Annotated in this window: 20 protein-coding genes and 2 pseudogenes; 11 read left to right on the top strand and 11 right to left on the bottom strand. The window is 41.9% G+C overall.

Features of this window, described 5'->3' with window-relative positions; all coding sequences use genetic code 11:
• Window positions 1–6 precede the first annotated feature (6 nt).
• The 5 genes from F973_RS03100 (at window position 7) to F973_RS03115 (ending at window position 6,196) form a co-directional block, all read left to right on the top strand.
• Window positions 7–666 carry an urea amidolyase associated protein UAAP2 gene (locus tag F973_RS03100; protein WP_004680877.1) on the top strand — a complete coding sequence of 220 codons (660 nt, stop codon included), beginning with the start codon at window positions 7–9 and terminating at the stop codon, window positions 664–666.
• On the top strand, window positions 659–4,264 hold the full coding sequence (uca, locus tag F973_RS03105) for an urea carboxylase (protein WP_004759954.1): 3,606 nt from the start codon (window positions 659–661) through the stop codon (window positions 4,262–4,264). The genes F973_RS03100 and uca overlap by 8 nt, the downstream gene beginning before the upstream one ends.
• A 235-nt stretch (window positions 4,265–4,499) precedes the next feature.
• Entirely contained in the window at window positions 4,500–4,622 is a 123-nt protein-coding gene (locus F973_RS15550; protein WP_004680874.1) for a hypothetical protein, read from the top strand.
• Window positions 4,623–4,629: 7 nt separating this feature from the next.
• Entirely contained in the window at window positions 4,630–5,067 is a 438-nt protein-coding gene (locus F973_RS03110; RefSeq protein ID WP_004680873.1) for a CopG family ribbon-helix-helix protein, read from the top strand.
• A gap of 97 nt (window positions 5,068–5,164) precedes the next feature.
• Window positions 5,165–6,196: an ABC transporter substrate-binding protein gene (locus F973_RS03115; RefSeq protein WP_004758173.1), complete on the top strand. Its 1,032-nt coding sequence runs from the start codon at window positions 5,165–5,167 to the stop codon at window positions 6,194–6,196.
• 355 nt (window positions 6,197–6,551) lie between these two features.
• On the opposite strand, the gene F973_RS03125 is transcribed toward F973_RS03115, so the two are convergent.
• From F973_RS03125 to yiaA, 7 genes are all read right to left on the bottom strand, one after another.
• Window positions 6,552–6,881, bottom strand: a complete 330-nt coding sequence (locus F973_RS03125; RefSeq protein WP_004680869.1) for a DMT family transporter — start codon at window positions 6,879–6,881, stop codon at window positions 6,552–6,554.
• An 11-nt stretch (window positions 6,882–6,892) separates the two neighbouring features.
• Window positions 6,893–7,780: a hypothetical protein gene (locus F973_RS03130; protein ID WP_004759956.1), complete on the bottom strand. Its 888-nt coding sequence runs from the start codon at window positions 7,778–7,780 to the stop codon at window positions 6,893–6,895.
• Window positions 7,780–8,781 carry an isopenicillin N synthase family dioxygenase gene (locus F973_RS03135; RefSeq protein ID WP_004680867.1) on the bottom strand — a complete coding sequence of 334 codons (1,002 nt, stop codon included), beginning with the start codon at window positions 8,779–8,781 and terminating at the stop codon, window positions 7,780–7,782. The genes F973_RS03130 and F973_RS03135 overlap by 1 nt, the downstream gene beginning before the upstream one ends.
• Window positions 8,782–8,856: 75 nt before the next feature.
• Window positions 8,857–9,732 (bottom strand): ABC transporter ATP-binding protein, encoded by an 876-nt coding sequence (locus F973_RS03140; RefSeq protein WP_004680865.1) that lies wholly within the window; start codon window positions 9,730–9,732, stop codon window positions 8,857–8,859.
• Entirely contained in the window at window positions 9,732–10,670 is a 939-nt protein-coding gene (locus tag F973_RS03145; RefSeq protein WP_004680864.1) for an ABC transporter permease, read from the bottom strand. The genes F973_RS03140 and F973_RS03145 overlap by 1 nt, the downstream gene beginning before the upstream one ends.
• A 457-nt stretch (window positions 10,671–11,127) precedes the next feature.
• Complete coding sequence (locus tag F973_RS03155) at window positions 11,128–11,556, bottom strand: hypothetical protein (protein WP_004677704.1); 429 nt, start codon at window positions 11,554–11,556, stop codon at window positions 11,128–11,130.
• A gap of 234 nt (window positions 11,557–11,790) precedes the next feature.
• The gene (gene yiaA / locus F973_RS03160; RefSeq protein WP_004759958.1) at window positions 11,791–12,258 is read right to left on the bottom strand and encodes an inner membrane protein YiaA; all 468 of its coding nucleotides are present in this window, start codon (window positions 12,256–12,258) and stop codon (window positions 11,791–11,793) included.
• A 246-nt stretch (window positions 12,259–12,504) separates the two neighbouring features.
• Between yiaA and prfA the strand changes: the two genes are divergently transcribed.
• The gene (gene prfA, locus F973_RS03165) at window positions 12,505–13,593 is read left to right on the top strand and encodes a peptide chain release factor 1 (protein WP_004677700.1); all 1,089 of its coding nucleotides are present in this window, start codon (window positions 12,505–12,507) and stop codon (window positions 13,591–13,593) included.
• Window positions 13,593–14,420 carry a peptide chain release factor N(5)-glutamine methyltransferase gene (prmC, locus tag F973_RS03170; RefSeq protein WP_004759960.1) on the top strand — a complete coding sequence of 276 codons (828 nt, stop codon included), beginning with the start codon at window positions 13,593–13,595 and terminating at the stop codon, window positions 14,418–14,420. The genes prfA and prmC overlap by 1 nt, the downstream gene beginning before the upstream one ends.
• A 27-nt stretch (window positions 14,421–14,447) precedes the next feature.
• Here prmC and F973_RS03175 read toward each other — a convergent pair whose 3' ends face one another.
• Complete coding sequence (locus tag F973_RS03175; protein ID WP_004759961.1) at window positions 14,448–15,551, bottom strand: AraC family transcriptional regulator; 1,104 nt, start codon at window positions 15,549–15,551, stop codon at window positions 14,448–14,450.
• Between the two features lie 90 nt (window positions 15,552–15,641).
• Between F973_RS03175 and F973_RS03180 the strand changes: the two genes are divergently transcribed.
• Window positions 15,642–16,412 carry an SDR family NAD(P)-dependent oxidoreductase gene (locus F973_RS03180; RefSeq protein WP_004759962.1) on the top strand — a complete coding sequence of 257 codons (771 nt, stop codon included), beginning with the start codon at window positions 15,642–15,644 and terminating at the stop codon, window positions 16,410–16,412.
• A gap of 143 nt (window positions 16,413–16,555) precedes the next feature.
• Here F973_RS03180 and F973_RS03185 read toward each other — a convergent pair whose 3' ends face one another.
• The 3 genes and pseudogenes from F973_RS03185 to F973_RS14415 form a co-directional block, all read right to left on the bottom strand.
• On the bottom strand, window positions 16,556–17,104 hold the full coding sequence (locus tag F973_RS03185; RefSeq protein WP_004759964.1) for a hypothetical protein: 549 nt from the start codon (window positions 17,102–17,104) through the stop codon (window positions 16,556–16,558).
• A gap of 26 nt (window positions 17,105–17,130) precedes the next feature.
• A pseudogene (locus F973_RS03190) lies at window positions 17,131–17,519 on the bottom strand (IS4 family transposase); the annotation flags it as partial.
• Between the two features lie 157 nt (window positions 17,520–17,676).
• Window positions 17,677–17,862 (bottom strand): annotated as a pseudogene (locus tag F973_RS14415) (IS66 family transposase); the annotation flags it as partial.
• Between the two features lie 121 nt (window positions 17,863–17,983).
• Between F973_RS14415 and arsC the strand changes: the two are divergent.
• From arsC to F973_RS03205, 3 genes are read left to right on the top strand one after another with little or no spacing between them, the layout of a single operon-like run.
• On the top strand, window positions 17,984–18,418 hold the full coding sequence (arsC, locus tag F973_RS03195; protein ID WP_004759966.1) for an arsenate reductase (glutaredoxin): 435 nt from the start codon (window positions 17,984–17,986) through the stop codon (window positions 18,416–18,418).
• A gap of 59 nt (window positions 18,419–18,477) precedes the next feature.
• Window positions 18,478–18,801, top strand: a complete 324-nt coding sequence (locus F973_RS03200; protein WP_004759967.1) for a metalloregulator ArsR/SmtB family transcription factor — start codon at window positions 18,478–18,480, stop codon at window positions 18,799–18,801.
• 6 nt (window positions 18,802–18,807) lie between these two features.
• Window positions 18,808–19,281 (top strand): arsenate reductase ArsC, encoded by a 474-nt coding sequence (locus F973_RS03205; protein WP_004759969.1) that lies wholly within the window; start codon window positions 18,808–18,810, stop codon window positions 19,279–19,281.
• Window positions 19,282–19,287: the final 6 nt, after the last annotated feature.

Consider the following 19,287-nt stretch of genomic DNA (forward strand, 5'->3'; position numbering starts at 1 on the left):
AAAATCATGACCACATTACAATTTCAAAATACGGTTTTAGATGAAGTGTGTCCAGCAGGCGAAGCATGGATGTGCGAAGTCAAAAAAGGACAACTGTTTCGTATCGTTGATTTAGAGGGCAATCAGGCGGTGGATACCTTGTTTATCAGTGCAGAAAATCCTGATGAACGTTATAGCGCAACCGATACTCTGACCCAAAACCAGCAAATTTATCTGGAGCAAGGGACGACTTTGTATAGTAATTTTGCCCGTCCTATTGCCACCATTGTTGAGGATAATTGCGGACGACACGATACTTTGGGCGGTGCGTGTTCCTGTGAAAGCAATACTGTGCGTTATGCCCATGATAAATATCCAATGCACAGTTGCCGTAATAATTTTATGTATGCGCTTGCCAAGCATCCGCTTGCCCATAAACATCAACTGAATGTGCGCCATTTAGGACCCAATATTAATTTCTTTATGAATGTGCCTGTGACGCCAGCAGGGCATTTAATGTTTGATGATGGGGTTTCCGCAGCAGGAAAATATGTCGAGATTCGGGCGGAAATGGATTTAATTGTATTAATTTCCAATTGTCCGCAACTGAATAATCCATGTAATGCCTATAACCCAACGCCTATTCAACTGATTGTTCTTGAAGCGGAGGAGTTGAGCCATGTTTAATAAAGTTCTGATTGCCAATCGTGGCGCAATTGCCTGTCGTATTATTCGTACCCTGAAAAAATTAGGCATTCAATCGGTTGCAGTGTATTCCGAAGCGGATCGGGATTCCTTGCATGTCACACTGGCCGATGAAGCGGTGTTTATTGGCGATTCTGCGGCACAGCAAAGCTATTTAAATATTGATAAAATTCTTGAGGTTGCCAAGCAAACAGGCGCACAGGCGATTCACCCTGGTTATGGTTTCCTCTCAGAAAATGCCACTTTTTGTGATTTATGCGAGCAACAGGGCATTGTGTTTATTGGCCCAACTTCGCAACAAATGCGGGATTTTGGCTTAAAGCATACTGCCCGTGAATTGGCGATTGAAAACAACGTGCCATTATTGCCAGGGAGTCAACTGCTTAAGGATGAAGCGGAAGCAATTGCTGAAGCCAGCCGTATTGGTTATCCCGTGATGCTGAAAAGTACCGCAGGTGGTGGCGGTATCGGCATGCGTCTAGTCTGGAATGAAACCGAATTGCAGGAAGCCTATCAAACGGTTTCTTACTTGGCACAAGCCAACTTTAAAGATGCAGGCTTATATTTAGAAAAATTTGTACAAAATGCCCGCCATATCGAGGTACAGATTTTTGGCGATGGTCAGGGCAAGGTTCTTGCTTTGGGCGAACGTGATTGCTCGGTGCAACGCCGTAACCAGAAAGTGATTGAGGAAACGCCTGCGCCACATCTTAATGCTGAACAACGAGAATATATTCAAAAAGTTGCCATTCAATTGATGCAATCGGTGCAATACCGTTCTGCGGGCACGGTTGAATTTGTGATGGACACCGATACCCAGCAATTTTATTTCCTTGAGGTCAATACCCGTCTGCAAGTTGAGCATGGCGTGACTGAGCAAGTGTTTGGGTTGGATCTGGTTGAATGGATGGTCACGCTTGCCAGTGGTGACTGGGTTGCACCAACTGAACTTTCTGAGCCAAAAGGACATTCGATTCAGGTGCGTTTATATGCTGAAGATCCAATTAAAAATTTCCAGCCGAGCGCAGGATTGCTCACCAGTGTTCAGTTTGATGCAGATTCACGAGTGGAAACATGGGTAGAAACAGGATCGAACGTTTCCTCATTTTATGATCCGATGATTGCCAAGATTATCGTCACGGCGGTTGATCGGGAGCAGGCAATTCAAGCCATGCAAAATAGCCTAAGCAATACGGAAATTGCAGGCATCGAAACCAATCTGGAATATTTACAGAATATTGTGGGTTGTGATGTGTTTCATGCAGGTACACAGACCACACGTTTTCTGAATAGCTTTGAATGGAAAACTGAAAAAGTTGAAGTATTGCAGGCAGGCATTCAAACGGCGGTACAGGATGTCACAGGGCGCTTGGGCTATTGGGATGTCGGTGTGCCGCCATCAGGCGCAATGGATGCCTTAAGCCTGAATGTTGCCAACCAATTGTTGGGCAATCCATTCAATACCGCAGCTCTGGAATGTACCTTGCAAGGGCCAACACTGAAATTTCATTGTGATAGTCAAATTGCCTTAACAGGCGGTCACATGCAGGTAACACTGGATGGTGTCGATGTGCCAATGTGGACAACCATTAATATCCGTAAGGGACAAGTGCTGAAATGCGGGCGCATTATCACAGGATGTCGCAGCTATATCGGCATTAAAAATGGTCTAAAATTACCTGACTATTTGGGCAGTCAAGCCACCTTTACTTTGGGACAGTTTGGTGGATATGCAGGACGTAATCTGTTGATTGGTGATATGTTGCCGATTTCTGCTTATCACTCTACAGAAACCACCACATTAGAACCCGCACAAATTCCTGATTTTACCCAGACATGGCAAATTGCAGTGATGTATGGCCCACATGGCGCGCCTGATTTCTTTACTGCTCAGGATATTTCCATGTTCTTTGCACAGGAATGGGAAATTCATTTTAACTCCAGCCGTACAGGGATTCGTCTGGTGGGGCCAAAACCTGAATGGGCACGAATTGACGGTGGCGAAGCTGGCTTACATCCATCCAATATCCATGATAATGCCTATGCCATTGGTGCGATTGATTTTACAGGCGACATGCCGATTATTCTGGGGCCAGATGGCCCAAGTCTCGGTGGTTTTGTTTGTCCTGCGGTGGTGATCCATTCGGAATTATGGAAACTCGGTCAACTGAAAGCAGGCGACAAGGTTCAATTTATTCCTGTCAGTTATCAGCAGGCACAGCAACTGGAACAACATTATCAGGCTGCGTTGCATAATGAAATGACCGCTCAGGTTGATTTCTCTGCAAAGATTCAGGCCGAACTGATGACCCTGAAAAATGCAGTGTTGGCAACCTTGCAACAGGGGGCAGATAAGCCGAGTGTGACTTATCGCCCAGCAGGTAACCAATATCTATTGGTAGAATATGGCGATCTGGTACTGGACTTAAATCTGCGTTTCCGTATTCATGCCTTGATGCAATGGGTCAAATCGCAGAATATTCAGGGCATTATTGACTTAACTCCGGGTATACGTTCGCTCCAGATTCATTTTGATTCCTCAGTTTTGGATCAACTGGATTTATTGCGCTTATTACAGGTGGCAGAAGCTGAATTGCCTGATATTGAAAATATGCAGGTGCCATCCCGAACCGTGTATTTACCCCTTGCTTGGGAAGATTCGCAAACGCAATTGGCAACCGAAAAATATATCCAATTGGTACGACCTGATGCACCATGGTGTCCTGACAATATTGAATTTATCCGTCGTATCAATGGCTTGTCATCCAAGCAGGCGGTGAAAGATATTGTTTATAGCACCTCTTATCTGGTGATGGGTTTGGGTGATGTGTATTTGGGTGCGCCTGTTGCCACACCGTTAGACCCAAGACATCGTTTGGTCACCACCAAATATAATCCAGCACGGACATGGACACCTGAAAATGCCGTGGGTATTGGTGGCGCCTATATGTGTGTCTATGGCATGGAGGGGCCAGGGGGGTATCAGTTTGTTGGACGCACAACCCAAGTATGGAGTCGTTATCGCCAAAACCCGAATTTTGAGCAGCATAAGCCGTGGTTACTTCGATTCTTTGACCAGATCAAGTTTTATGAGGTGTCTGAATCTGAATTGATGGCAATGCGTGAAGACTTTAAGGCAGGTCGCTTGCAATTGAAAATTGAAGAGGGTGTGCTCAATCTCAAAGAATACAATGCTTTTCTTCAGGAGAATCAGGACAGTATTCAGGCATTTAAACAGGTTCAGCAAAGCAATTTTGAAGCAGAACGGCAAAGATGGCATGAAGCAGGCTTGGCGGAGTACGTTTCTGAAGCTCTGGATATAATTGTTGATGATTCAGAAATTAACATACCGAATGGGGGTATGGTGGTGGAGTCGCACATGCCAGGTTCAGTCTGGAAAATTGAGTGTGCTGTGGGTGATGTCATTGAAGAGGGGCAAACTTTGGCTGTGATTGAAGCCATGAAAATTGAAATCCCAATTGTTGCGCCAGCAAAAATGCAGGTCGATCAGATCCTGATTGATAAAGCGCAAACGGTTAAAACAGGACAGGTATTGTTTACTTTAGCTCCTGTTGCATAAACTCGCTGTAATGATGCAGAAAAGCTCCATCTTGAAACATGGAGCTTTTTTTATGTTCAAAATTTCTCATTCTATAAGAAGATTTTTGCTGTCATTTACTATCGCGCAGGGTGACATGGATGCCGCCTCCACAATAGTAGATATGGTTAAAAGACTCTTATTAATTTTATTAAAAACTGGCACAGATACTGCATTAAATATTACGAATTAAAAAATTAGTAATACTGAGGTTGCCATGAAAAAACATCCAGTCATGAACCAGTACTTAAAAACGCTCCAGTTATTTTTAGTCAATCTGATGACGGTAAGAGCAGGTCTATATATCAAGCAAAAACCCAGCAATCTCAAGAAACAGTAGGTTTAGCATGAACAGTAAACCCAAGCTTTCACGGATCAGCATCACTGTTCCTGAAAATACGGTGGAAGCCTTAGACCAGAAGATCGTGGAAGAACACTATGAAAGCCGTTCACAGGCGATTGTGGACATGATCAACCATCACTTAATTGATCAGCATAGCTCAGATAATTCAGTGATGGTCGGGACACTGACGCTGTTATACCAGCGTCGTACGGCAAATATCCGTATACAGATTGGTGATCTGCAACATCAATATCTGGAACAGGTGATTAGCTCGCTGAGTGTACAGCTTGATGCTGAAAAGATTCTGGAAGTGATGTTGCTTCAAGGCAAAAGCAATGATCTAAAACAGATCAGCCAGCAATTTATTGCACTGAAAGGTGTCATCAAGGGGCATCTGGAACTGATGGATGCCGTGATGCCACCGCTCCAGCAGAATGATTAGGGAGAAATACACACAGCAAGATGAAATACGCAATTTTAACGTTCAGGTTCTAAATCATCATCCATATATTGATTGCATTCTATTCGGGGGTTCTGTAATGAAACATGCAATGACATCCTTATCTCTTTCTGTTCTATTGAGTTTTGCTGTAGCGGGTTGTGATAATTCAGCTAAAGTACCGACTGCCAGCCAGAAAGAAGATACAAAAAATACCGCAACAGGTACACCGATCACCATTGGCTATAGCGACTGGCCTGGTTTCGTGGCTTGGCAAGTGGCGATTGAGAAAGGCTGGCTCAAAGAGGCAGGACTCAATGTTGAATTTAAATGGTTTGACTATTCGGCTTCACTGAATGCCTTTGCTGCCAATCAACTGGATGCGGTACTGACCACCAATGGTGACAACCTTGTCACAGCATCAGGTGGAACCAAAGGCATGATGATCATGGTCACTGATTATTCCGCAGGCAATGACGTGATTATTGCTAAGTCAGGTATCAACTCAGTGACGGATTTAAAACGTAAATCGGTGGCAACCGAAAAAGGGTTGGTGGATCATTTACTTCTTTCGACTGCTTTAACCGATGCCAAAATCCCATTAACCGATATTAAACTGGTCAATTCTGTCACCAATGAATTACCACAGGTATTTGCCAGCCCAGAAGTATCTGCTATCGCCGTGTGGCAACCTGTGGCAAATCAGGCCTTAAAATCTGTAGCAGGTTCAAAAATTATCTATAGTTCCAAAGATAAGCCAGGTCTGATATATGATGGGGTATCTGTTAATATGAGCCACTTATCCGCCCATAAAGAGGAATGGAAAAAGCTGATTCAGGTCTGGGATAAAACGGTTAAATATATTAATGATCCTGCTACACATGCCGATGCGGTCAAGATTATGTCCAATCGAGTCGGGGTCGATCCTACCCAGTATGAACAATTTGTGGGTGGCACTCATTTACTTGATTTGGCAGGCAATAAAAAAGCCTTTGTAAAAAATGATAGTTTTGATTCGGTCTATGGGTCCTCTTATCATGTAAATCAGTTTAATGTAAACAATGGCATCTATAAAACCGCCGTTGATGTGGATGGTCTGATTTATCCTGATTTGGTGAATGAATTGAAATAACTAACTTGAGTTCGATTTAAATATTTATCTAACTTGTTGCTAAAAAATTATCTTGGCGGAGTCTTGCCGAGTTCTCATCCAATTTCAGTATATGTCTTCGACGACCTACTTTTGTTTCGGCAAAAGTAGGCAAAACCATTGTCATGCGCAAAACTCGTTGACTACCACCAATTAGTTTAATAAATCGCAGAAACAGCACTTTACTAATAAAGTCCTGTCTCAAACAGTTGCGGATGACGTTTCCGAGTATCATATTTTATTCAGAATTTTATATCGAACTCATGTTAACTAGATTGCAGATATAAAAAATGCTTCAAGAATGAAGCATTTTTTATGCAAAAATTTATATAAAAATTTAAAGATGAGTACTTTTTGAAAAGACATTGATCACGATAATGCCTGCAATCATCATACTTAAACCAATAAATGCCGCCAGATCCAGAGACTGCTTGAAGAAAAACCAGCCAATACTGGAAATAAGAATAATCCCAGCACCCGACCAGATTGCATAGGCAATACCGACTGGAATAAATTTTAGGGTTAAGGATAAGAAATACAAGGAAATCGCATAGCCCACCGCTGTGATGAGTGAGGGCAGAGGAACGCTAAATCCATTTGAGGCTTTGAGTGCAGAAGTGGCGATCACTTCCGCAATAATTGCAATCACCAAATATAAATAGGGCAAATCAGGCTCCTTTATTCAACCACTTGAGCATTTTTAAGCAAATGATCCTGTTCCTGCTGTAACCAGTTATGGCTTGCGTCAGAGGTAATCGATTGACGAACAAACTGGAACTCAGGCTGGTACAGGTCAAGCTGAAAATAACAGAGATAATCTTCCCCATGAATCTGGCGAATTTGCGTAATAATGCCCTGATCATTCAATTCAAAACCAGTCAGTTGTATAGATTCACCGACACGGTTGGCTTGCGTACTATATTCAATTTTCGGATTATTGAATGCCACAGAAACCTCATAGCTTTCAATTTCTGCTTCATTTATGACATCTTGTGCCAGTGCCTGATCAAGTCTGGAAAAGTCTGAAAGTTTGTCTTGAATCTGTGGCAGTCGGGATTGTGCATAGGCAATATGTGCGCCTGCCACAATCAATCCGCCATCCATTGCAAATACTTCACTATTATCCAGATGTTGTACCTGATACAAGCGTAAACCGAGCAATGGCCCTGTATGCGACAATTGTCGCCAATCTTCTACATAGGCATTGGAGGGTGAAAACTCCAATAGACAATTACCTACCGCATGTAATGTGGCAGGTTCTGGCCACTGAATGCGTGGTTGGTAGCTTTGCTGAACATCCCATGACAGTAACTGCTGTGCATGATCCCAAACCGTATCGCCAATCCAGCCTTGTCTTTCAGTGATGGGAGTAGAGCGTGCATCTGACAGGCGTAGATCAAGCGTAAATGTTCGGGACTGAAACCAGTAAACAATGGTGTTTTCATCGGTCAGTCCATTATAAAAACTGATACTTTTACGCCTAAAACTACCGAGTAAATAATGGGGTAAACTGACTTGCTGTAGATCAGTTGGACTTAACTGCTGCAATAATTCATTTAAATCCATTATTTTTCTCCAGATTCAGCCAGACCAAAAGAATCCAGAGGCATGGCATTTTCCAGCACCAACTCACCCCGATCAATGCGTTGTTTTAAATACTGGAAAATCTGCGCAGTCTGGTTAAATAAATGTTCACCGCCTTTTAATGGCTTATATTTAGGTGCTTCATTTTTAATCACAGGCTGGATCATATAATCATAATCGCAGGAGAAAAATAAAGGGAATGAATACCGTTCTTCCTTGACCCGTTTGACCCGATGTTTGGTGGCGATATAATGCCCATTGGATAAAATTTCCATCATGTCACCGATATTCATGATCATGGTATTTTTAACCAGTGGAATATCGGTCCATTCACCTTGTTTGTTGAGTACCTGCAAGCCAGGTGCGGTCGGAAATAACAGGGTAAAACATTCATAATCCGTATGTGCGCCAATGCCCATGGCATCTTCAGCATCAGGATTATAAGGATAATGAATCAGCCTGAGCTGACTGGGCGCATGTTGCAAATGCGCATCAAAGAATTGTTCTTCGAGCCCCAGAGCCAACGCAAAGGCATGAAAAAGTTGATGTCCGACATCCTTGATATGCTGATAATAGCTCAGGACATTTTGTTTAAATTCTGCATCATCGGGCCATTGCGTTGGGCCAACTAAAGGACGACGATTTTCAGTTGCTTGATAATCATAATTGACATCATAGGTTTCTTTTAAATCGTAGGTATTGCTTTTAAAACGTTCCTCACCAATCGGCACATAGCCACTGTGATTTTCAGACAGACCAATATAATTTTGCATTTTTTTCGCTTCATCCTGAGCGAAATAGCGCTGTGCAGTTTGCACCAGTTGCTGAAATAAAGCGGGCTGGAGCTGATCACCCCGAATATATAAAAAACCGACTTCACGGCAGGCCTGATCCAGTTCCTGTGCGACCTGTAATCGTTCCTCAAGCTGTGGACTGGTCAATTTTGAAATATCGACCAAGGGTAAAACATAATCCTGTTTCATGCATCACACCATTTAGCTGGTCGTCCAGCACATAAATAAAACGCTTTGGGTCGTCCCAAAGATTATACAAAATCTTTATTCAGCATCGACCTGCGTCATACGGGGAATTTTCGGTAAATGAGTCAGGGCAGGATCAAGCTCATCTTCCTGAGCATGCACCAGTTGATCTACCTTGTTTCTCAGGCGTTGAAACTCAGGCGTATTCATTAGCTCTGTACCACGCGGGTGAGGCAAATCTACTTCAATAATTTCCTTGATTTCGCCAGGATTGGCTTTGAGCGCCACAATACGATCAGCCAGTAGAATCGCTTCATCCATGTCATGGGTAACAAAAATGATAGTGATATCAATGTTTTGCCATAAATCCATCAAATGTCGTTGCATTTTCTGACGAGTATGAGGGTCAAGTGCACCAAACGGTTCATCCATCAATAAAATCTTGGGTTCATTGACCAAGGCGCGGGCAATTGCAACTCGTTGTTTCATCCCACCTGACAGTTGGTGCGGATACTGGTTTTCATATTTTTCTAGACCAATGATATTGATCCATTCTCTCGCCATCTCTTCGGCACGAGTTGCACTGATGCCTTTCATCAAAGGCCCAAACATGACATTTTGCTTAACCGTTTTCCAAGGAAATAGGGTATAGCCCTGAAACACCATGCCACGTTCTGAACTTGTGCCTGTGATAGCTTGACCATCAACTAAAATTTCACCACTATGATAAGGGTCTAAGCCAGCCACCACACGGCTCAAGGTGGATTTGCCACAACCTGACGGGCCAATCACACAGACAAATTCACGTTTATGAATTTTTAAATCCAGTTGATTGAGAATGGTGCGTTGCTCTTTGCCATGCTTAAACACCTGTGTCAGTTTTTTTGCTTCCAGAATCACAGGACGGGCATAAATTTGTTCAAAATAAACATTCGCATCAAATTGAGTTTCCATTATTTTGCTCCTGCTTTCCATTTAAATAGACGTTCGCCTAATTTCATCAACATCACATCGGTGACCAAACCAATCACACCAATAATTAAGATAGCGGCATAGACATTCTCAAAATTCTGGTAACGGGCTTGTTGAGTGATAAACCAGGTAATCCCCGAAGTGGCCCCGATCAATTCTGATACGATTAAATAAGTCCACGCCCAGCCCAGTAACACCCGTAAATCACGGTAAATATCAGGCAGTGCCGCAGGAATCACCACATGAAATAAACTTTTGGCTTTATTTGTTCCCAGTGTATAACCCGCTTCAATTAGGCCGCGATCCACCATACGAGTGGTATTGGCAATAATCAGGATTTGCTGAAATAAGGTGCCGATCACGATAATGGCAATTTTAGGTGCATCATTAATGCCCAAAATGGCAACTGCCAATGCGCCAAATGCAGGCGCAGGTAGATAACGGAAAAACTCGACAAAGGGTTCAGTCAATCGGGAAATCGTGGCAGAAAAGCCAGATAAAATGCCGAGTGGAATACCAATCAGAGATGAAATAAAGAAAGCGATAAACACAATCTTGATACTGTGCCACAGACTTTGATGCAACCACGGCGCATCAGGTTGTTGTGGTGGTGTGGTAAAGGATGTGACCAGCGCTTTGGCAACCTCATGTGGTGCAGGCAGATAAATTGGATTGACCAGAATCCCATTTGGCGGTGTTTTACCTGCATCCACTGCCTGTTGCGCTTCACGATAAAAGGCAGTTTTTTCAATACGTGTGCCGACCTGTAAATAAGACACACTGCCAGAATCGGTAATTTGTACCTGTGGATGCCAGATAAAGGGCAGGTAACTGACGCAACTCCAAATCAGGATGGGAATCAGGAAAGACCCCAAACCTAACAAAAGTTTTTTCTTTTTTGAGAATACTGAATCATGCATAGGTTTGTACCTATCGAGTAATACGATTTTTTAAAAACGTAATACTTGAAGCAATTTTGATGCCATTCCTGAGACTAGGATAAAGTGACTTATTTAAAAGATGGCCGATGAGAAAAATTCATCAATTTATTGAGCTTTAATTTTTTATCTATTTGATTTTTTTAAATTTAAAAAATTAATCCGATAAATGAAAAATTTTCATAGTGGAAACATCAACCTGATCATAAAGATATTTATATGGCAGGTTATGGAGCAGGGTAGCTCAAATCTTTATCAACAACCCATACATGCACAGAAAAAAAGCACGTATGCTCCACCTGCAAACTTGGGTGATGCGCTCGGTGCTTATTGTATCGGTATAAAAAGAAACACTATGAAGTTGGTTGAATACATCAAGACCAAATGCTTTTAGAAATTTTAATCGTAAAAAAGCGCCCAAAGGCGCTTTTCTAAAATATCAGTGATGACGATGCTTTCTTTTTTTCTTGTATTTTTTAGACTGGTAATTGTCATAGTCGCGGTCCTGACCGACTTTACGACCCAAAGCTGCACCACCTGCGGCACCCGCAGCGGCACCAATATAACCGCCTGTTGTACCACCTACATTCTTACCAACGGTATAACCGCCCACGCCACCTAAACCACCACCAATTGCAGCTTCAGTACGGGTATTTTTACCACTTGCAGCCGCTGCACCACCAGCACCGCCAAGTGCGGAACCAATCATGGCACCATTGTTGCCACCGATCTCCTTACCAATTGCAGTGCCCACCACACTTCCCAGGGCAGATGTGGCAGCAACACGAGTTGCATTATCAGCGTGTGCTGTAGTCACCAAAGTTGAGCTGGCTAAAATCGCACCCAATAACCAAATATTCGCTTTCATTTTGACTCCATGTTCCTATTAATAGGACATCTTTTGTAATGGAGGGAAATGTAACAAAGTTTGAGGGGAAAATTGTGGAGATGGCTGCCTGAATTATTACGTTTTGGTGTCTGGATTGTAGCGTTTTGTTTTGATGAATAAATTTAAATGAGAAATAATGATGATAAAGCATATGGATAGTAAGCATCATCGCGAAATAGGGAAGCTCTCGGGCTGAACTTCCTTAAGCTAAATTTAATCTTGTTGATGATCTTGCTGTGGGGAATCCTCCAGTTTCAACTGGCGAGGATTCAACTCATTTTGCAGGCGTAGGTAATTTAGGTCACGAATATTCTTTTGTGTGGCAACTACACCGAATAAACTCATCATAAAAGACATGATATAAAAGCCTTTTTCGCTCATCAGCATGTCAGCATTCCATAGACTGATTAATAATAATACGATACACACCGCCATAGAGACCCAGCACAGACCATAGTAAATTGTGGTAACAGCAATTTCCTCCAATTGATCACGAATGGTTTTCTGCAATGAGGCGGCAGAAAATAAACCGTAGAGTAAAATGACCAGATAGTAGCCTTTTTCATGCAAGGGCATATTGGCATTCCATAGCCCAATCATGAATCCGACCGCCCCAGCAAGTAAAGCAACCCAGCTTGCCGCAATAAATGCGGAGGTTGGACGATTAATAAAATTATTCATACATATTATCCTGTTGTTTTATCTTTCTATTTGTCCCTGATTATTTATATCTGAGCACAAATCCAAGAACAAGTGCCCACAACCAAAACTGAACAATTTATGATGAAATGAGGGCGAATGGGTAAGTTGGCCCGTTTCTCTATGTCTTTTAAGCACCAGAATCTGTACACTATGCGCAATTTTTTAATGTTAATTGTGCGGTATATGTTGTATTCGCACAAACCTGAATTTTGAGATATTTCGCCCATGAAAGCATCACTCCGTTTAAGACTGGATCAACTTTGTGATCGTCATGAAGAGCTGACTGCATTACTCGCTGATGTAGAAGTGATTTCGGACAATAAACGTTTTCGTAAACTGTCCCGTGAACATAATGACTTAACTGAAATCACCGAGGTTTGGGGTAAATATCGTCAAGCTGAGGAAGATATTGAAACAGCTGAGATGATGAAATCTGATCCAGATTTCAAGGACATGGCAGAAGAAGAAATCAAGGCCAATAAAGAGCTTTTGGTGGAACTGGAAGATCAACTGAATGTGTTGATGATTCCAAAAGATCCGAATGATGCCAATGCGGCCTATCTGGAAATTCGTGCGGGAACAGGCGGTGATGAGGCTGCAATTTTTTCAGGTGACCTGTTCCGTATGTATAGCAAATATGCTGAGAATCAAGGCTGGCGTATCGAAGTGCTTTCTGAAAATGAAGGTGAGCATGGCGGTTATAAGGAAGTGATCTGCCGTGTCGATGGAGAGGGTGTCTATGGTCGCCTGAAATTTGAAAGTGGCGCACACCGTGTACAGCGTGTACCTGCAACCGAATCACAAGGTCGTGTGCATACCTCCGCATGCACGGTTGCCATTCTGCCAGAAGTTGATGTCGATACCACAGTGGAAATCAATCCTGCCGATTTACGTATTGATACCTACCGTGCATCGGGTGCGGGTGGTCAGCACATTAACAAAACCGATTCTGCGGTGCGTATTACTCATATTCCATCAGGTGTGGTGGTGGAATGTCAGGAAGAACGTTCCCAGCATAAGAACAAAGCCAAAGCGATGGCGTTGTTAGTATCACGTCTGGAAAATGCAAAACGTGCGGCGGCTGATGCTGCAACTTCTGAAATGCGTCGTGATTTGGTGGGTTCAGGTGACCGTTCTGAGCGTATCCGTACCTATAACTATCCACAAGGACGGATGACCGATCACCGTATTAACCTGACTTTATATAAGCTGGATGCAATTATGGAAGGCGATTTAACTGAATTGCTGGATAGCCTGCATCGTGAATATCAGGCAGATCAGTTGGCAATGCTGGCACAGGAAAATGGTGGCTAATGAATATTGCTCAGGCTTTAGAGATGAAAGGCGAAATTGATAGCTATGAACGTCAGGAAGCTGCCTGGCTGCTTGAGCATATTATAGGTGTCAGTATTTTAGAGCTTAAATTTAGGCCTGAGCAGGAATTGACAGAAATTCAGCAGCAAACTTATTTGGATGGGCTGGCTCGAATTGAACAGGGTGAGCCTTTAGCCTATATCACAGGCTCACAACCATTCTGGACGCTGGATTTAAAAGTCACCCATGACACTTTGGTGCCACGTCCTGATACTGAAATTTTGGTGGAAACGGTTTTAAATCTTCCGCTTGCTCAAGATGCCAATATTGTTGATCTAGGCACAGGCACAGGCGCAATTGCATTGGCGCTTGCCAGTGAGCGTCCAAAGTGGCAAGTGATTGCAACTGATATTTATAAGCCAACACTGGATGTTGCCAAAGAAAATGCGTTAAAGCATGGGTTATCCCAGGTCAGGTTCGCCTGTGGTGCTTGGTTTGAAGCCTTGGATCAACAAAAGTTTGACCTGATTGTCTCCAATCCACCTTATATCGATCCTGATGATATCCACATGCAAAAGCTGAAATCTGAACCTGAACGGGCGTTGATTGCAGCCAATCATGGTTTAGCGGATATTGAAACGATTATTAGTCAAGGCAAAGACTGGTTAAAACCACATGGCTGGATTGTGCTTGAACATGGTTATGATCAAGGTCAGGCGGTGTGTGACATCTTTGAGCAGTACGGTTTTAACCCAATCCAGACCATCAAGGATTATGGTGGTAATGATCGGGTTACACTTGCGCAGTTATTATTCTTAATAGATTAAAAATCTATTTAAGGATTTTCAACAGGATTATAGGGAACTCAGCACAGTTTTCTTGAGTGTCTTGGCACGATAATCCCCTGGACTGACACCTGTCCATTTTTTAAAGGCACGGTGAAAGGCACTTGGGTCATGAAAGCTGAGATTATCACTGATATTTTGAATGGAATCATTGGTTTTGCTTAAACGCTCAATGGCAATATCACAGCGAATATCATTTTTAAGTTGCTGATAACTGACACCCTCCTGTTTTAGGCGGCGCTGAATGGTTGCGGTTGACATATTCAACTGCTGGGCAATATCTTTTAGCTCAGCCCAGTCAGACGGCGGTTGTAATAAAAGCTGACGTCGAATTTGCAGGCTTAAGGAATTTTCATTCTTAAAACGGACGATCAGGTTATAAGGCGTATGCTTGAGAAAATCATTCAATGCCTGTTTATCTTTTTTAATTTTATGCCTGAGATAATGTGCATCAAACTCAATTCTATTGATTTCAGCATCAAACTGGAGATTTTCACAAAAACGCACCCGATAATCCTGTATTTCTACAGGTTGATGGCATTTAAACGTCATTTTCTGAAAATGGATACGCTGGTCACTCAGCCAGCACATCAGGCTATGGACCAGCATTAAGAAAGTGGCATAGCTGAACATACGTTTTGGTTGTTCACGGTCATGCAGGATTAAAAAAGCCTTTGAACCTTGCTGAACCAGTTCACCCTGAATATCATCTAAAACCAAAGCTAAAAATCTGAGGATTTCCTCAATCGCTTGCTGTAAGGTTTCAGTGTTGAACGCCAGTTTTGCCAAGAGCTTATAACTGCCGCGACGCATGGGATGAGTATCCATTCCCAGAAACTCATCATTCATGCTTTCTGCGAGTTCAATCCATAGTTGTGCGCACTGGGCCACAGGAACGCGTGCTTTGGTTGAGGTCAACAGTTCTGCTGAAATTCCAGCCTTATTTGCAATATGGACAATATTTAAACCCCGACTTGCGGCAACACTCAACGCTTCACGAATCAAGGCATTTGAGATCGTGTCTTTGGTAGAGTTATGGTCTGGATTTTGATTCTGGATCATACGCAAAGGAAGTAGGGAAGAATAAATAGGATGAATGCTCAAAAGTCGCATTAAATTTGCTACTTTTTGGAATTGTATCGGAAAAAGCTTGCCTTTACTCTCACTTATAAAAATTTATCGTTTATTTAACAGGAAATTTACATGAAAATTCAAGGAAAACATTTTGTTATTACGGGTGGTGGCTCTGGTTTAGGCGCTGCAACCGCAGAATATTTGGTGGAAAAAGGCGCATCAGTTACGCTGGTTGATATGAATGTTGAGGCAGGCGAACAACAGGCACAGGCATTGGGTGAAAAGGCTGAGTTTGTAAAGCTGGATGTGACTGATGAACAGGCAGCGGAACAATTCTTTCAAGATGTCGTTGCCAAGCATGGCTGTTTACATGGCTTGGTCAATTGTGCAGGCATTGGCCCATCTGCAAAAGTCATTGCTAAAGAAAGTGTGCATGATTTGGCAATGTTCTCTAAAACCTTGCAGATTAATGTAACTGGTACATTTAACATGCTACGCTTTGCTGCCGATGCCATGAGTAAGAATACCGTCGACGCAGGTGATGAAGACCGTGGTGTGATTGTCAACACGGCTTCAGTTGCGGCTTTTGATGGTCAGATTGGTCAGGCTGCCTATTCAGCTTCAAAAGGTGCGGTGGTTGCCATGACTTTACCAATTGCTCGTGAATTGGCACGCCATGCAATCCGTATTATGGTGATTGCACCTGGCATTATGGAAACACCAATGCTGAAAGGGTTGCCACAAAATGTACAGGATGCTTTGGGACAAATGGTGCCTTATCCATCACGTTTGGGTCGTCCTGAAGAGTTTGCGCGTTTAGTTGCACACATTGCTGAAAATTCATATCTGAATGGTGAAGTGATTCGTCTGGATGGTGGCATCCGTATGGCGGCTAAATAAGGCCTGAAATTGCGAAAATAGAAAAGCGATGGTCTATCCATCGCTTTTCTATTGATTCTGTATTTTAAAGCTTGGCTTTACCTAATCCACTTTGTTTTTTATATTTCTAGTTGGGTAGCAAAGCTACCCGTTATAGCTTTATCTTAGCAACTTAAAGTTGGTGGACATGAAAAGAATCCGCCCCCATTCATGGTGTTTGCAGATGGAGCGCCAATAATGGGTGCTACGGGTTCATTAGTTTGAGGTGGTATATATGTATTTGTAACAGGTGTTAATGGATTTGGATTTACTGCGGTTTGCGCTGGTGGAGAAACAGGTTGTTGCTGTGAGTTATTATTTGACGGCGTTATTTTAGGATTGTTGATACGTTCAGCTTTTATCCATGCTGATTGATTAATAGAATATGTAATATTTTGTGATGGAATATAAATCGTAGAATCATAATTAGGTAAATTATGCTCAAAATCAACACAAGTAGGATAATCTACTGAGGTATCCGTAAATGGATGTACTAGATTAAGGGTGTAATTATTGACATTCCTAGTAATTTCGCCAAACAACATACACATTTTTTGATTTACATTGCCATTTTTTGCTGCCTGCAATGCAAAAAAAGCTCGTGTTTGGTTGGGATTCATTGTTCCACTAAAGCAGTCATCGGTTGATTTATTTTGTTTTTCATTGGCTGTCATGCAATTAGAAACTTCCTGAAAATTTTATTTCCACGTTTATTAAGCAATGTCCAAATGATAGGTATCGCTATTCCACGATAAACGATCGCAAGCATCAGGATATTAATATTTCGTTTTCCCCATTTCCAATTGGTTCTATCTAAAAAGTCAGTTGCACTTTGTCGAATGAAAACATATTGAAAATCAACTGAGAAATTTGACGATAATCAAAATACTGACCTGCAAAGAAGCGCTGCATACGTCGATAAAATGATTGTGGTGAGCACTTGATGGGCAAGGCTTTAGATGCAGAAGAAAGATTGCACGTTTGCTTTAAAATGATCGCAAGCATGATGAGCGCAAAGCACTTTAAATGTGATTTGTTCCATTTTAGAGATTTGTTTAGGATAAGATGTAACTCATTGAAATGTGTCATAGTATTCGTCGTTAGAAAACAATTATTATGACATTATTTCAATGATTTATCTATTTTTGTCGTGTATAGAGCAAATCATTATAAAACCAATACAAATCAGTCGATGAATTATTTCCAGTTTTTTTTGAATCCTGTATGGATAATAAAGTAGTTTGACTATATCTTCTTCAACCGCTTCATCCCAGAGATGGATTTGTTTTGCGGTGAGATGTTCGTTTTTACTGCCAAATTTGTGCTGTTTAAACAGCGCCAGTTCATGCTCGTATTTTTGATTGAGAATGGAAAGATGTTGGTTGCATGCTTCAAGTCGCTGAACTTTGGCATCTAATTGCTGGTTTGATTTGGTTTAGCTTTGACTAGTTTATTAACTTAGAGCATTTTCAGGAGAATAGTATATTTGCAATTGCATATATGTGTTAATTCGTATATAAAGATATAAGAATATATCAACAGAGTCTAGTTTGATGACAGCTTCATTCGAAGTAAAAATTTATCACAACCCTGCTTGTGGGACATCTCGGAACACTTTGGCTTTGATTCGAAATACAGGAATTGAGCCAACGGTGATTGAATACCTCATTACACCACCGAGTCATGACGAATTAATTAAATTGATTCAGAATGCAAAATTAACGGTCAGAGAGGCGATTCGGCAGAATGTTGATCCTTATCGTGATTTGGAACTTGATTGCCCTGATTTGAGTGATGAACAATTACTCAGTTTTATGCTTGAGCATCCTATTTTAATCAACCGCCCATTCGTGGTGACCGAACAAGGTACTCGCTTAAGCCGTCCATCAGAAGTCGTTTTGGAGATTCTGCCATTACCGCAAAAAGGTGTTTTCACTAAAGAAGATGGTGAAAAAGTGATTGATGAAAATGGTCAACGAGTAAATTAAAAAATTTAATTTTTGTATATGATTATCTGCATATCCAAATGAATAAATAGGTAGCAAAGATGGATCAAGTTAATTTTTTTAAATGTTTATCTGATGAAACCCGTCTCAATATCGTGACTTTAGTTGCTGAGAATAAAGAACTCTGTGTTTGTGATCTGACTGAAAAGCTACAACTGAGCCAACCCAAGATTTCTCGTCATTTAGCATTATTGCGTTCTTCTGGTCTTTTACAGGATAGACGACAAAGCCAATGGGTGTACTACAGCATTAACCCACAACTACCAGCTTGGTGTTTTGAAATTCTAGGCACTTTACAAAAAACATCATTAAGTCAAGTTGTGGTCGATACCAACACGTTTCCCATAAATAGTTATTGTGAGTAATAGATGATGAAATTCCTTTTTTTGTGTACTGGTAATAGTTGCCGTAGCATTTTATCTGAAGAGCTGTTTAACAGTCGTGCGCCTGAAAGCTGGAAAGCGTACAGTGCAGGCAGTAAGCCATCTGGACAGGTGCATCCATTAACGATTGAAACCTTGCAAAACTTAGGTCTTTCAACGGATGGTTTGTGGAGTAAAACCATTGATGACTGTGAACAATATCAACCTGATGTGGTGATTACTGTTTGTGATTCAGCAGCTCAGGAAGCGTGTCCACTTTATTTGGGTGGAGCAATCAAAGCACATTGGGGTTTGGCTGATCCATCACACTTAGACTTGCCTAAAGAAGAAAAATTACAGGCATTCCAAGTGACTGTAGACCACATCAATCGTCGTTTAGATGCTCTATTCGAACTGGATACAGCAAATATGACTCGTCCTGAATTGATTGCTGCAATTAATCACATTTCAAATATCGAATGAGAACGT

This window comes from Acinetobacter sp. CIP 102129, assembly GCF_000368305.1.
GTDB lineage: Bacteria > Pseudomonadota > Gammaproteobacteria > Pseudomonadales > Moraxellaceae > Acinetobacter > Acinetobacter parvus.

Excerpts from the sequence above, each read along its gene's own strand:
- F973_RS03100 (WP_004680877.1), top strand. The coding sequence starts at position 7 with ATGACCACATTACAATTTCAAAATACGGTTTTAGATGAAGTGTGTCCA.
- uca (WP_004759954.1), top strand. The coding sequence starts at position 659 with ATGTTTAATAAAGTTCTGATTGCCAATCGTGGCGCAATTGCCTGTCGT.
- F973_RS15550 (WP_004680874.1), top strand. The coding sequence starts at position 4,500 with ATGAAAAAACATCCAGTCATGAACCAGTACTTAAAAACGCTCCAGTTA.
- F973_RS03110 (WP_004680873.1), top strand. The coding sequence starts at position 4,630 with ATGAACAGTAAACCCAAGCTTTCACGGATCAGCATCACTGTTCCTGAA.
- F973_RS03115 (WP_004758173.1), top strand. The coding sequence starts at position 5,165 with ATGAAACATGCAATGACATCCTTATCTCTTTCTGTTCTATTGAGTTTT.
- F973_RS03130 (WP_004759956.1), bottom strand. The coding sequence starts at position 7,780 with ATGGATTTAAATGAATTATTGCAGCAGTTAAGTCCAACTGATCTACAG.
- F973_RS03135 (WP_004680867.1), bottom strand. The coding sequence starts at position 8,781 with ATGAAACAGGATTATGTTTTACCCTTGGTCGATATTTCAAAATTGACC.
- F973_RS03140 (WP_004680865.1), bottom strand. The coding sequence starts at position 9,732 with ATGGAAACTCAATTTGATGCGAATGTTTATTTTGAACAAATTTATGCC.
- F973_RS03145 (WP_004680864.1), bottom strand. The coding sequence starts at position 10,670 with ATGCATGATTCAGTATTCTCAAAAAAGAAAAAACTTTTGTTAGGTTTG.
- F973_RS03155 (WP_004677704.1), bottom strand. The coding sequence starts at position 11,556 with ATGAAAGCGAATATTTGGTTATTGGGTGCGATTTTAGCCAGCTCAACT.
- yiaA (WP_004759958.1), bottom strand. The coding sequence starts at position 12,258 with ATGAATAATTTTATTAATCGTCCAACCTCCGCATTTATTGCGGCAAGC.
- prfA (WP_004677700.1), top strand. The coding sequence starts at position 12,505 with ATGAAAGCATCACTCCGTTTAAGACTGGATCAACTTTGTGATCGTCAT.
- prmC (WP_004759960.1), top strand. The coding sequence starts at position 13,593 with ATGAATATTGCTCAGGCTTTAGAGATGAAAGGCGAAATTGATAGCTAT.
- F973_RS03175 (WP_004759961.1), bottom strand. The coding sequence starts at position 15,551 with ATGCGACTTTTGAGCATTCATCCTATTTATTCTTCCCTACTTCCTTTG.
- F973_RS03180 (WP_004759962.1), top strand. The coding sequence starts at position 15,642 with ATGAAAATTCAAGGAAAACATTTTGTTATTACGGGTGGTGGCTCTGGT.
- F973_RS03185 (WP_004759964.1), bottom strand. The coding sequence starts at position 17,104 with ATGACAGCCAATGAAAAACAAAATAAATCAACCGATGACTGCTTTAGT.
- arsC (WP_004759966.1), top strand. The coding sequence starts at position 17,984 with ATGACAGCTTCATTCGAAGTAAAAATTTATCACAACCCTGCTTGTGGG.
- F973_RS03200 (WP_004759967.1), top strand. The coding sequence starts at position 18,478 with ATGGATCAAGTTAATTTTTTTAAATGTTTATCTGATGAAACCCGTCTC.
- F973_RS03205 (WP_004759969.1), top strand. The coding sequence starts at position 18,808 with ATGAAATTCCTTTTTTTGTGTACTGGTAATAGTTGCCGTAGCATTTTA.